Origin of the sequence: Saccharicrinis aurantiacus (assembly GCF_947489045.1) — a bacterium.
In the GTDB taxonomy this organism is placed as follows: domain Bacteria; phylum Bacteroidota; class Bacteroidia; order Bacteroidales; family Marinilabiliaceae; genus Saccharicrinis; species Saccharicrinis aurantiacus.
In genome coordinates, this window is the sequence record NZ_CANLCN010000021.1 from 1 (window position 1) to 15,209 (window position 15,209).

Consider the following 15,209-nt stretch of genomic DNA (forward strand, 5'->3'; position numbering starts at 1 on the left):
AAGAAACCCTCTTTAAATATAGACATCATAGATAATGACCATATTAATAAGGCTGCTTAGATCGAACTCACGTTAATATTAGTATTAATCAGGAAGATATTGGCATAACGTTTTATTCGAGTTTTACGTCATATAAGGCATAATTGATTTGACTTTTCATACACGAAATTTCACATTATTAAAACAATTTTATATATAAAAACAAAGGGGATATCCGTTACCAGACCCCCCTTTGAAATCAGCATCAACAAATTATTAACTTATTATATATAACTTAATATACTATCAAGTTATTGTAAAATTCTAAAGATTATTCTGTTTTTAACGATATCGAAGTCGCTTTTAAACCTTCTGACGCAGCAGTAAGTTTTACTTTACCCATTTCGCCTTTTTTAGAACGAACAATGACCAAGGCCATGCCATTAAATACTTTTCGTTCCGAAGCTTGATAAGGCTCAAAACTTGTTGGGTCGCCATTACCTACAGCTAATATCTCAGCGGGACCAGAAATTGAAAATGTTACCTTATTGTGTGTTTTGGGAACCATTAATCCTTTTTTATCGCAGACTTCAACGGTAATAAATGATACATCTTCACCATCGGCATCAATGGTAGCTCTGTCAGCCTCTAATGCAATTTTAGCAGCTGCTCCTGCAGTTTTAACCACATCTGAAGCCCACTCTTTTCCATTTTTATATGAAACCACTTTTAACTCACCAGGTTGATAGGTAACATCATTCCAACGCAAACGGTACTCATACTGTGCTTTCTTTTTACGACCTAATGATTCTCCGTTTAAGAATAGCTCGGCCTCATCGCCAGAAGTATACACAAAAACAGGTGTTACTTCGCCTTCGCGACCTTCCCAATTCCAATGCGGTAAAATATGCGCCATTGGTAATTCAGGACGCCATTTGGCTTGGTACAAATAGTATCTGTCCTTTGGGAATCCACATAAATCAACAATCCCAAAATACGAACTACGTGGAGGAATTTTGTTCCCCAACTTCTTCATTTCCTCCTTAACACGTGCACGTTCCTTTGGATCGGCATAATTTAAAAGGTTGGTTTTATCTTTATTAAATGGAGTTGGCTCTCCAATATAATCAAAGCCTGTCCAAACAAACTCACCAATTATAAAATCGTGCTCATCTTGCGCTTTAAACTCCGTATCGGCAGGATAGCCATTTGGCGATGCATATAATCCATAATCACTTACATGAAACTGACCGCCTACACCCTCGCGTTGAACATCAGAAACAGGGAAGAAATATTCTCCACGTGAGCTAATACTCGATGTAGTTTCACTTGCATAGATAGGTAAGTCAGGGTACTTCTCTCTTAACTCAGCATATGCATGTGGTTTGTAATTGATACCTACCACATCGGCCATTTTAGCCCATCCGCTGAAAAGCGCTTCAGGACGGCTTAAACCAAAACTAGTTGGGCGTGTATCATCCTCTGATAAAACAATATCACGCAAGTGCAATGCTAATGGTGCATCTTGTATTTTTTGAAGTTCAATCATTTCGTTACCTGTACTCCACATCACCACACAAGGGTGATTACGATCGCGGCGTACCATATTGCGTAAATCGCGCTCGTGCCAAGCTCCAAAAAGATGGGCATAATCGTTATCCGCTTTCTTTTTTTGCCATACATCAAAGGCCTCAACTTGCACCATCACACCCATTTTATCACACAAATCTAAAAACTCTGGTGCCGGTGGATTATGTGCTGTACGAATGGCATTGGTTCCAAATTCCTTTAAAATTTCAATTTGGCGCTCCATGGCTCTCACATTAATAGCTGCTCCCAATGGTCCTAAATCGTGGTGTTGACAAACACCATTCATCTTAGTTTTCTTTCCATTTAAAAAGAAACCATCTTTGGTATATTTGATGGTTCTAACACCAAAAGTACTTTCGTTATTGTCAATTACTTTTCCATCCTCTAAAAGATTGGTTTTTAAAGTATATAAATGCGGATTATCTAAATCCCATAAAGTAGGATTTGCCAATGTAATGTTACAATCGCTATCTGCTTTTACTTTTGCACTAGCCACTTTATTGGCACCATCAAAAACCTCGTAAACCAATTGTAAATTATTGCCTTTTCCGTTTATTTCTGTTTTAATATTAACTGTTGCATTGGCATCGTTAACCTCAGGCGTAGTTACAAAAACGCCCCAATGCTCGATATAAGTTTTCTCAGTTGTAATTAACTTTACGTTACGGTAGATTCCACCACCAGGATACCAACGCGATGACTCTTCCTTGTTATCCAAACGAACAGCAATAGTATTTTCTTCGCCTGGTTTTAGGTAATGTGTAAGTTCCAATTGAAAAGAAGAATAACCATAAGGCCACTCGCCAACATATCCGCCATTAACCCATACTTGCGTTCCCGACATAGAGCCGTCGAACTCAATAAACGTTCGTTTATTAGCTGCTGCGGCATCCACCGTGAATGATTTACGGTACCAACCAATCCCAGCCCAAGGCAATTTACCAGTTCGGTTAGGTAAATCGTAACGGAAAGGCCCTTCAATACCCCAATCGTGCGGCAGGTTTAATTGGCGCCAATCGGAATCGTCGTAATCGGCTTCATCCATATTTTTAGGTTCCGCCTTTACTGATCCATCAGGCATTGCACCAAAGCGTGCAAACCTCCAATTGGCATTGAATTTTTTAATATCGCGAGCTGATGCACTAGATAGTACAAGCGTAATAGCGATAAGTGATAATATTAACTTTTTCATTTTTGTATGATTGTAATCTGTATTCTATTGAATAATAGCTTGGTTTATTGGCGCTTCGCCCAAACCCGACTTATGCTGAAACAATAATGAATACTCAATTCATGATTGCTCCGATGTTCTTGATGACAAAAACTAAGGAAAAAACAGCAAGGCTGCTTTTTAAAAACCTTTCTTATTTATAAAAAGAGGCCAGTTAAACGAGGTGCACAATTTGAATTGAATTATAATTAGTCCTCGCCCATAAATTGGTGGTACTCTTCGTTTACATCGGCACCTTTAAATTGTTTACGATCTTTCCAAAGTTCGTAAGTAGCTTTTAGCCGATTTGGATCTTCAGGATATTGACCTTTATCGTCGGTGGATTTAATCCATTTATCCATCATTTTACGGTGCTTTTTAAGTACACTTTGATATTCTGGATTCAGTGCCAAATTATCCATTTGATTAGGATCAGCAGCAATGTCATATAATTCTTCTACTGGTCTTTCATGAAACCAATGTTGCTCTTGGTATGGTGTTAAACGACCTGCCTCATGCTCTGCTCTCAATCCTTCAACAATAGGTTTTCCATCGCGATAGCTAGGTTGCATCATAGTGCGCTCATTTTTTAGGTTACGGATATAACGGTATTTTTCAGTACGTACGGTTCTAATTCTATCGATGGTAAAATCGCAACGGTCGCGTGCTCCAAATACTTCCTTAGCAGCTTTGTAATCTTTGGCAAATACATCCTGTCCATCGAAATATTTTGGTACTTCTAGTCCTGCTAAACCAAGAGTGGTTGCCGAAACATCAATTAAAGTAACCATATCGTCGATAACCGTTCCTGCTTTAATTGAAGGATGGTTACCAAATACCATTAGAGGCACGTGTAAACCGCCTTCGTAACAAAACTGCTTATGACGCAATGATGTTGGACTACCATGATCAGAAAAGAAGAATACAATTGTATTTTCTAATTCGCCATCAGCCTCAAGCTGATTTAAAATCAATTCTATTCTGGCATCAGATCCACGTGATGCATTATAATGATCTGTCCATGGTTTTTGCTGAGATGGAATATTTGGGTAATACGGAGGAAGAGGAACCGCATTAGGAGCTAAACGCTCGCCATCGCGTACATATTTGTAATCTTTTTTACCTCCCATAATCTGAACTTGTCCGAACCAAGGTTGGTCTTTGTCCTTACGTGCCGACCATACATCTTCTGTCCAGGATAAAAAATGCTCTGGATGATTTCCTTGCCAACCATTCATATGATATTTGTAATCGGGTTTTGTTCCAACTGTGTATAAAGCACGACGGTCGTAATCAAAATTATAATCGTCTTTTCCACCATTAAAAGTAAAGTAACCTGCTTTGCGCATTAACTCAGGTACTGTAGTGATATAATCTGGCAAATGAATTCTTAGTTCTTCTGGCACAATTTCACCATCGGTATATCTGCTTGAACGATGCTCGTGTGTACCTATGGTTGTTGAATATTTGCCGGTAATAAATGCAGAACGGCTAGCAGAACAAACTGGTGCCGTTGCATAGGCTCTTTTAAACAAAACACCATCGCTTGCCATCTTGTCAATAACAGGTGTGTGACCGATGTTAATAGTATCGCCATAGCAACCCATATTCGGATTTAAATCTTCGGCAATAATCCAAAGGATATTGGGTTTACGGTTTTGAGCTGAGCTCGATGCAAATGAAAAACTGCTTACGAGTAACACAATGGCTACTCTTAAAATTGTACACTTCATGCTGTTTATATTGTTTATCAATAATTGGATTTTCACTAAGGCTAAGGTAAGTGATTCAGAAAACCAAGGAGTACACAAGGGTACAATTAATGTTCTTTACTGTTCGAGTGGAGGTTAAAACTAGCTTATTAGCCTAATATCATTGAAATTCAGAAGGCTTTACGAACGCAATAAAAAATGCGCAATGCCTAAAAAAGGACATTGCGCATTCGCATATTTATTAGGGATTTATTACAAATTGTTATTTTAATTCTTCACTTAATTCGATATCAATAAAACGAAATAACCCGCATGGAACATCTACAGTTACATTGCTCGGATTAGAAACTTTAAAAGATTTCCCATCTAACAAATCAAGCATTTTAACTGGCTTCACTGTATTAAAAGTGATTTTAGCTTCTCTATCCTTAGGGTTTATATAACCACCATCAATTATCGTTAATCGTAAGTTTTTAGGACCTGTTTGAGCAACTACCCATGCTACATCACCTTCAACTGTTAACGGTAATTTTTGTGCGCCTTCTTCAATATCCTTCTGAATAACTTTATAATATTCGTCGGCAGAATAAGTCTTAGAACCATCGGCCGAATAATATTTGGCACCATCAGTAATGTACTCCTTGGTAATATTCTTATAAATTGGGTGTAACTGATTTACTAAAGCTTCGCGTTTTGCATCTTTCATGGCAAACTTACCTTCTTGCACCGGCGTCATTAACACCATACCATTTTTATAGTTTGGTAAAAAGTTTAATCGGCGATCTTTAACTCCTGCTGCATAGTTAGAGAAATCCCACTCCGTAACAGGAGCTCCGGGCCACGATCCATTCAGATGACTAAACACCATTGGATTGGCTTTCTCCTTTTTTTCATCGTAAAAGGTAAGCCATTTTACATTATGTCCTTCCTCAAGCATATGCTCATCGGGCGGTAACATACCTAAATGCACTGGCGATAAACTCAATAATTCGTTACGCTCAGGTACATATAAAACACCTTTGGCGATTAGTTCCCAAAACAAACTCATATATTCTTGATCAACTACAAAGTTGTTTAAATAACGAGACCCGCTGGCCACATTATATACCATCTGACGAAGGAAGTGGTTGGGAATATCTTGATGTGAGTGCTGACGCATACGATCAAAACTAGTATTATCACGCGCACAACGAGCTCCCCAAGAGTCAACAGCACCACTCATCCAATATCCCATACGTGCTGCAACGCTTAGCTCCATACTTTTATCGGTGGTTTCTTCCATACTTGGCACAAATACATCGGCAAACTCGCCAGATAGCATTCTGTTCCATTGTGGCATATATGCCGGTCCCTGCCAAAAAGTGTGCTTTGTTCTGATATAAATATTTGTATTTCTACCTTGTGCATACTCGGCAAGTGGATAGATATGGTTATTTAATACCCATTCAAAATCTTCGTCGTGCTTCTCTAACTCTGGGAAAATAAATACCGTTTTCTTTCCGTTGGCAGCATCAATAATCTCTTTTAGCGTTTCTAAACTATAGAAGTAAGGATCGTTTCCGTGCCCTCCCCACATAGCAATACCTGGCATTCCATCATATTTTTTAGTAATCTGTGAAACCAGTTCTTCTTGTGTTTTTGTGTACTTTTTGCGCTTATCGCGTTTCTCAACATATTTGGCATTCCCTAATTGGTCACGATTCCAATCCTTAGGATCTTGAGCAAATGGCGAAAAGTAATAATTTAAAAAGATGGGCGATTCATAATTTTTCTTGATATCAGCCACTATTTTTTCTGCTCCATCGAATTTACTATCTGATAGCATGTATACTGGTAATGGATCTCGTTCACTACTTGGCTTTTTATATTTACTTAATTGCTTACGTGCCGTTGCATGGTTATCAAGCATAGCTTGTACATTACCCGCAGGAACAAGTTTCTTGTATTCACTCTTCCATGATTTTGAGTTTAAGTCGATAATATGAATCCCATTACCACCACTCTGCGCACTAGCTAATACTAATTGATTGCTATTGGCATTATACCACATATCGTTATACGAACATTTACTAGCTAATACCTCTGCACTACCAGGTTTCATGTTTGTATCCATAAGAATGATGCGCGTACCAAAAAGTGATAAAAACTTAGTTTCTCCACCTAACTTAACTGCTGCAGTTTGAACCACACGGTAGCCAAAACGATCGAATTGCTTATGTAAAGGTTTAAAGTTGAAGTATTTTTGCGTGTTATCAACCGTATTATAAACTGTATAACCGGCATCTTGAATCATACTGGAAGGTCCAAATAACAACTCTTGATTTCCATCGTTATTAATATCGAAAGGCTCCATGTAACCTTGAGCCTTTTTTGACTTTATCTTTTTTGTACTGTAGGGTTTATCTGCCAATACATCGAACATATACAAGCTACCTGTAGTTTGCATACTATTGTTGGTACCTAAAACAGCCAATTTCACTGAACCATCGGCCAATTTAACCTTGCGCAAAAAGTTTGCAATATGCGTATTTTTTGGCGGCATCTTAATTTCAGTGGCATCGCCAAAGGTTTTCTCTTTTGAGTATGTTGATGACTTAATTTCCTTTACTTTTTTCCCTTTAGCATCTAAATAGAAAATAGAATTTGAATAATCGCCACAAACCACATAAGGTGTACCCTCTTTATGCACCACTGCAATGGCGTACATAGGCGTTTCTGAGTTTTTAAATTGCCACAATACCTTTCCTTTGGCATCTAAACAATACAAGTTTCCATCGGCATTAGCGGCAAAAACTTCATCTTTACCATCACCTGTAATATCTTCGGCCCAAAGCTCGTGATTCATATAACCCGAAAGTTCATTCTCCCATAGCATTTTGCCTTTATAATCGTAGGCAAGTACTTGCCCATCGTAAGCACTAGCTACAATAAACTCTTTATTGCCACCGTTGGCAATTCTTACTTTTGTAATGGTATAGTCTGTTGTAATGCTTTTTATGGCAAAGGTATTTATTGCACTTAGCACTAATATAACAGCTAAAAACACAAGCTTCTTCATTGATATAAATTTATGTTGATAACATTATTACTTATTTAAAACAAAGGTTAGACTTTCTGTTAATAATTAATATCCTTAGCGTTTATAGCATTTACTCCCGAGTAAAATTACGGATGAGTATAGGTATTTGACTAGCTCTTACGTTTTAAACAATAGGATTACTCAGTTCGGTATTTGACTACAAAGTACATTATTGTGGAACATACCTTGAAATCGCATTTTGCAAGGCGATAACACAGTACCTAGAGATTACTTCTTCAATAACTTAAAGCTTTTTACCCAATTGCCATTGTTCACTTTTACAATATAATTTCCATGTGCGAGATAGCTTGGCAAACTGTAGGTAATTTGATTAACAGAAGTGTAGTTTTTACTTTCGATAAGTGATCCACTCATATTGTAAATACTCACAGAAGTATTGCGCTGCATATCTGAGAATTCTATATAGAACTGTCCTGTAGTTGGATTAGGATGAAGCGACACCTTAGTTTCTCCTTTTCCTCTTACACCATCTCCAATAGTTGTGAGATCTTCCTCATCCATTACCTCCACAAAAAATACTTCGTAAGGCTCAAGCGTAGGATTATGCGAAACATAAACCCCATTGAGTACATCTTTACAAGCTGTTCCGACTGAAGCATTTTTTAGCGTAATATTTAGTTCGGCATTGCTTTTACCCACATTTACAACAGAAAGTAAATTGTTTCCGGCATGGTTCTTAATAACCTTCCATATGCATCCTTTATGCCCGCCAGTATTGGTCTCCTCTACAGTAATTTCTGGTTTACTATCCGCATCTAGCTGATCCATGGCTGCAGTATGTATGGCCTCTACTGTACTTTTGTAAATAAGTTTGCCCGTTCCGCTGCTTAAGCTCGATGCCAAATCTCGTTTATACTCATCCTTTTTAAAGGATACCTCATCAATAATAACCGTACCTCCATTATTCAGATAGCTTTGTAAAGCATCAAATTCCGATTGTTTAACAAACTCCGTTTTGTACACTAAAATTGCATCCCACAAACTATTATTTTGCTTGGTGATGATGTTTTCGGTAGCAAAACCGATGGGCACACCTTCAAAAACCATATCCTCATACAACTCAAAAACATCATCCATATGAGTAGGTTTATTTAAGGCAGATGTTTCTGAATGAAAAATACGAAGTGGTTTACGCTGGCGCTGATAGGCCATAACCTCTTCACCATAACTATTTAAATCGAGTACGGTTGATTCTAATTCGTTGGTAACTCTCGGCTGCTGATTGTTAGATCCGCCATAACCTTTTTCAGTTTCCGATTTGGGCGATCCATCCTCGCGACGACACCAAAACCAAGTTTGACTTACTGTTAACCCTTGCGTGTAAGCCAACCAATAGCATGCACGTGCATAGATCGGGTTCATGTATAAATCGCGCGATTTAACGGTTGATAAGTAGTGCGATTCTGAATTAATTACTCCCTTCTCGGGACTGACGGATTTCATAAAATCATAACTCATACTCATTTCGCGCCATTCAAAAGCATAATGCTCTTGCCACTCTGGTGTTGAACCCCACATTTGGTTGTAGGCAGCACCTGCATCATTACCGCAAAACTCGCTCAACTCAGTTAATTGTTCCAAGTTTATGCCGTGCCCACGTTTGTTCTCGCTCCAAAGGTTTGGCATAATTTTAATATGCACCTTGGCATCGGCATCGCTTTTGCGAATTTCGTTCTTCATCCAGGTATACCAATCGGTAACACGGTATTGGTTAAAACTTACCCAATCGAACCACTTTGCAGTTCCTTGCTCAGAATTATCAATAGGAATCTCAATTGTAACATCGTTAAAACTAGTAAAACTACTCCCCCATAATGCATTTAAATCGGCAATACTAGCATGTTTATTACTCAACCATGATCTGAACTTATCTATGGTATACTGCGTAACTGTAGAACTAGCCCAATCGTATTTATCGCCAGTTTTAGTAGTATAAAAATGAGGTTCGTTACACAGTAAGTAACCCAACTCGGAGTATTTTTGCCCAGCCATGTACGGAACTGTTCCATCAAGTAACATTCCCATCATTTCTTTGGCACCCGGGTTATCAATATCGTATTCGGTATAACGAACATCCTTACCCAGATTAAAATCATCGCCATATTTATCAACTGCCCATTGAGGCACATTTTTATGGTTGATAAAATTAAAACCTAAAGTACCACTCTCTTTGCTTGTAAGATCGTTTAAAATCCATTTTTTAATGGTTCCTTCCTCATCTTCAACGTGCGCTGGAGAAATAAAAAAACCATCTAACTGACCATAGTAGTCGCGCAAATTGTGCTCCCCTGCTGTTGCTAGCTTCCAAGTATAATCCGATAAAAATACAGGTTGCCCATTGTAGGTTATTTCATCGCCATTGTGCTCGGCTATTGACCAATCGAAATCAACAAATTCTTTGCGTGTGACTTTACCATTTATTAAATCCTCAGCATAAGCTATTCCGTTATCTAACAGTTTTATAATATCGCCTCGTTCCCATTCTGGCAAATCATTGGCCATTTGCTGGGCCTTATCTTGGTATGCGGCAACAAGCTCAAACATGTTTTTATTAATCGCCACATTCGCTTCATCCCAATCGGAATAGAAAAGAAAAACCTCTGAAGTTCGAATGGCTAGTTTCTCTTTGTGCATATCCAAGCCTTTGGATTCTCCTTGCGTAATTAGAGTTTGTAATTCGTGAATTTTACTTTGTATTTGCTCGGTAAGTGTTTGAGCAGCCATAGTAAAAGGCAATACCATAAATAGAATTAAAAGTGTTTTGTGATGTGTAGTTTTTTGCATGACTATAATTTAGTTTGTGTCAAATATATAGGATGCCTTACATGCATTTATACTCATTAGTTTATTGTGTATACTTACTCGTAAAAATTACGCTCCAATTAAAATAAATCAGTACGACTCTTTATGTATTTAATATAATTAGGGTTAGTTTTGCTCCCCTCATTTTAAACCTCTCAATTATGATTAAACTTTTAACTAATCGCACACTCTATTTCTACCTCCTCCTATCCATTAACGTTTTCACCTCTTTTAATGTTAAATCGCAAGAAACTGCAAATGGCTTTAAAGGTTTATGGTATGCACTGGGGCAGTATGGACCATACGGTGATAAATATTCGGGTGGTTTAGGAACTTATACTGCCAAGCACATTCCACTGGCTATATACTCAGAGGTGGCTGATAGAACTTTCTTCACCTATGCAGGTACAACAGCAGAATCAGAATCTAATCTGCTCATTATGATTTCTTACTTCGATCATAAAACCGGACTATTAGCAAAACCAACTGTAGTTCATAATAAACTAGGAATCACTGATGCGCACGATAACTCAACTATTCAGATAGATTCGGATGGATTTATCTGGGTTTTCATTAGCGGCAGGTATTCTTATAGAAATGGCTATATATACCGAAGTGATATGCCATATAATATCTCTAACTTCACAAAAATAGACGAAAGTTCATTTAATTATCCGCAACCAAAATTTATAAAGGATAAAGGTTTTGCTTTATTATTGACTAACTACATTGGTGGCCGAAAGTTATTTATACGCACAAGTAATGATGGGTATACATGGTCGGCTGACACCAAATTAGTTGACTTTGATGGCCATTATCAAATATCAGCTAATACAGATGATAAAATAGGTTTTTTCTACAATTGGCATAAAAACAAAAATGTTGATAATAGAACTAACTTATACTACATGGAATCATATGACATGGGTAAAACATGGGTTGATATCAATAATAATCCACTAACTATTCCCTTAAGCTCAGTAAGCAACTCTTCACTTGTTAAAGATTATAATGCCTTAGGTTTAAACGTATACTTAAAAGACATTAGATATAACGAAGAGGGTTATCCAATGATACTGTACATTACCTCGCCAATACACATTTCAGGGCCTTCAAATCCTGACCGAAAATGGTTAATTACACAATGGAACGGCACCGATTGGGTACATGCTGAAGTTACAAAAGCCTATCATAATTATGATATGGGCAGTTTATATATTGAAGACGATGGTAGCTATAGAATTGTTGCTCCAACGGAGGTAGGCCCTCAAGAGTGGGGAACTGGCGGTGAAATGGCAATATGGGAGAGTTTTGACAAAGGGATTACCTGGACAAAGTTTTTTGACATAACCAACAGCAGTGCTCGTAACCACACCTATGCAAGGCGACCTTTTTTTACCGACCCTGATTTCTATGCCTTTTGGGCAGATGGAAATACAAAGGCATTTTCAAAATCGTGCTTGTATTACACTAATAAATTTGGCGATGTTTATCAGATGCCCTATGAATCAGAAGACGATTTTCAAACTCCGATTCCTATCGAGGATATAGAAGAAAGCTATCCTCAAATTTATAGTGAAAGTAATTCTGAGTTAAATTCGCCATCACTTAAGATTCTTGATAATGATAAAGTTAATTCAGGGTGGAAAGCCATATACTTCCCTCAAAATGTAATCATTGATTATGGTGAGCAAAAATACTTTAACACCTCGCAATTGATCCCTTACGAAAACCGATCGTATAATTATACCGTTGAACTCTCTACTACTCCCGATTTTTCCGATAGCAATTTCACTGTTGATCGCAGGTCGAACTCTGATAATTTAAATATAGACCATTTTAATACCACATTAGGAAGGTATGCTAAACTAACCATTACGGGTCAAAACCAACTTACCGATAGGGCTATTAAAATTTCGGAGTTCATTCTTGAAGAGAATAACTCTACTAAATCGGCTGATGAATCGGAATCTATTGTTAGCATATTCCCTAACCCTGTATATCAAGATTTCTTTACAATTAAAGGAATAAAACCCGACTCTAACATTACTATTTACACAGCCAATGGTACAAAAATATTCTCCACTAAATCAAATGCAAATAGCATGCGCATTAATTGTTCTGATTATAAAGCAGGAGTTTATTTAGTAGAAATTACTGTTAATCTTCAATCGCACACGCAAAAAGTGATCATCCAAAAATAAGTTCTGAAAATAATTAAGCGGGATGAATCACTTCATCCCGCTTATATCAACTGTATTATTTTTTTCGAATTACTTATCTAACACCTCAACAAAATAAAGCTCATTAGGCTTTAATGTTGGCGTGGTGCTGGCATCAATACCATCAATTAAATTAAAACACTTGGTGCCTTTTTTAGCATTCTTCAATGTAATATTTAAAGTAGCATCCGTTTTACCAACATTAATAATTGATAATACATTATTTCCTTTGGCATTTTTTATACACTTCCAAGTACAGGTTTTTATACCCTGCTCGTTAGTTTCGGTAATGGCAACCTCAGGTGCAAAACCTTTTTCTTCAACTAGCTCCATGGCTTTATCTGCCATTTCTTTAACTGAGTTTACTCTAATTAATCGGCCTTTCCCCTTTAATTTCTTAGTATGTAGCTGACCATACTGGTTGTATTTAAGACTAGCCCAATCAGAAATAATCACACCCCCATTATCAATATAACTCTGTAAAGCATCAATCTCGGCTTCAGTAACCCTTGCGGCACTCTGAATTAAAATACACTCCCACGATTTATTATCCTGATTTTTAATAATTTTTTCAGTGGCAAAACCCAAAGGCACACCATTAAAGAACAGGCTTTCGTAAACACTAAATACTTTATCCATGTATTTACCATTATTTATGGCCGAAGTTTCCGATTGGAATATACGTATTGGCTTAGCCTGACGCTGCATGGCCATTATCTCTTCTCCAAACGAATTTAAATCAATAACTGTTGAGTGTACTTCGTTTACAATACGTGGCTGTTGCATGTTTGAACCCGCATAACCCTTACCTGCCTTCACACTAACCGAACCGTCCTCTTTACGTGGCCAATACCAAATCTGACTTACATCTAACCCCTGTGTAGTGGCTAACCATTGCGTAGCTCTTGCATATTCTGGCTGTAAGTATAAATCGCGCGAACGAACTGTTGATAAGTAGTGCGCCTCGGTATTATACGATATTTTATTCGGGCTAACCGATTTCATAAAATCAAAGCTCATTGCCATTTCTCTCCATTCAAAAGCATAATGCTCCATCCACTTATGTGGCTTTCCCCACATTTGCGAATGAGCTGCCCCTGCATCGTTACCAATAATACCACTTAACATGGTTAAATCTTCAAGGTTTATACCATGTCCACGCTTATTCTCAGTCCAAAGATTTGGCATAATTTTCAAGTGCACTTTAGCATTCGGGTCGTGTTGTTGAATTCTACCCTTCATCCACGCATACCAATCGGTAACACGCTCTTGGTTAAACGATACCCAATCGAACCACATAGGAGTACCTTGCTTTTTAATATTGATAGGAATATCAATGGTAACATCATCAAAACTCGTAAAATTGCTTTCCCACAAAGCATTTAAATCTTCAATAGAAGCATGTTTCTCGCTCAAATACTTTCTGAATTTTGCAAAAGTATACTCCGATACAGGCCCACTTGCCCAATCTAATTTTTTATCGGTACGCGTAGTATAAAAATGAGGCTCGTTACAAAGCATATAACCCAGCTCTGTATACTTTTTACCTTTCATTATTGGTACGGTAGCATCAATTATATAGCCATACATTTCGCGGGCACCCGGATTGTCAATATCGTAAGCCGTATACGTATCCTCACGCATTACAAATCCATCGCCATATTTTTTAGCCGCCCACTTAGGAGAGTTTTTATGATTGTAGAAAATAAAACCCAATTGTCCATCAGGCTTAGCATTCAGCTCTTTCATTACACGTGGCTGAATGGTTCCATCGGCCTTAACAACATGCGGAGGCATTAAAAAATAACCATCTTGCTGACCATGGTATTCCATTAACTCCGGAGTACGGGGCTTCCAAGTATAATCAGCTAAAAACACCGGACGATTATTAAAAGTAATCTGATCACCCTCAACATGCGCCTTGCTCCAATCAACAAGCGGACTAGGCGTACGTTTTACCTTACCCGAAATTAATTTTTCAATATAAGCCGTAGCCTCATCAAGCATAATATTTACCTCACTACGCTCAAAATCAGGAATCATTTTAGCACACTGCGCTGCCGAATCTTCATAGATTGATGTTTGTTTAAACAGTTCAATATTTTCTTCAGGATGGGCCTCATCCCACTTGGCATATTTCAGAAAAAGCTCGGCAGTACGCACCGTCATTTTTTCTTTCTGCACATCAATTTTCTTCTTTTCGGCTTTCTTTATAAGCTTCTCAAGTTTGGTGATTTTTTGTTTTGCATCTTGCTCTAAATTTTGTGCTAAGGTGGTAAAACCAAAGGCCAAAATCCCAATTAACAAAAACAGACTTACTTTCATATAATTCATAAATAGTTGTGTAAATGATTATTTTTTTTCAGAAGCAAATGTTTTCATTTCGCGCCTATTCAACGTACCTAATAGTAAATATAGTGGGTCTATAAATTAATTGTTTGCTGTTTTTTTCAATTTCAAACCATTGCAACAATTTACAAATTTATATGGCGCTAGTCCTGCTATCCGTTAAAGCCTTTATGCTTTGGTTTAAGTTTAGCTAAGCCATGCGTGTGCTCCTATGGTCGCAGCCGCTAGCTAAGCTTCACTATAAC

The 15,209-nt window shown here is 37.7% G+C and carries 6 protein-coding genes; 1 reads left to right on the forward strand and 5 read right to left on the reverse strand.

Features of this window, described 5'->3' with window-relative positions; translation table 11 throughout:
* Positions 1-310: 310 nt before the first annotated feature.
* The 4 genes from galB to QMO11_RS18535 form a co-directional block, all read right to left on the reverse strand.
* Entirely contained in the window at positions 311-2,761 is a 2,451-nt protein-coding gene (gene galB, locus QMO11_RS18520; protein ID WP_282039108.1) for a beta-galactosidase GalB, read from the reverse strand.
* Between the two features lie 227 nt (positions 2,762-2,988).
* Entirely contained in the window at positions 2,989-4,512 is a 1,524-nt protein-coding gene (locus QMO11_RS18525; RefSeq protein WP_282039109.1) for a sulfatase family protein, read from the reverse strand.
* A gap of 241 nt (positions 4,513-4,753) precedes the next feature.
* On the reverse strand, positions 4,754-7,549 hold the full coding sequence (locus QMO11_RS18530; protein WP_282039111.1) for an outer membrane protein assembly factor BamB family protein: 2,796 nt from the start codon (positions 7,547-7,549) through the stop codon (positions 4,754-4,756).
* A gap of 249 nt (positions 7,550-7,798) precedes the next feature.
* Positions 7,799-10,375: a T9SS type A sorting domain-containing protein gene (locus tag QMO11_RS18535; protein WP_282039113.1), complete on the reverse strand. Its 2,577-nt coding sequence runs from the start codon at positions 10,373-10,375 to the stop codon at positions 7,799-7,801.
* Between the two features lie 179 nt (positions 10,376-10,554).
* Here QMO11_RS18535 and QMO11_RS18540 point away from each other — a divergent pair, with 179 nt between their 5' ends.
* Positions 10,555-12,597 carry a T9SS type A sorting domain-containing protein gene (locus QMO11_RS18540; protein WP_282039114.1) on the forward strand — a complete coding sequence of 681 codons (2,043 nt, stop codon included), beginning with the start codon at positions 10,555-10,557 and terminating at the stop codon, positions 12,595-12,597.
* Positions 12,598-12,666: 69 nt separating this feature from the next.
* On the opposite strand, the gene QMO11_RS18545 is transcribed toward QMO11_RS18540, so the two are convergent.
* On the reverse strand, positions 12,667-14,949 hold the full coding sequence (locus QMO11_RS18545; protein ID WP_282039116.1) for a beta-galactosidase: 2,283 nt from the start codon (positions 14,947-14,949) through the stop codon (positions 12,667-12,669).
* Positions 14,950-15,209: the final 260 nt, after the last annotated feature.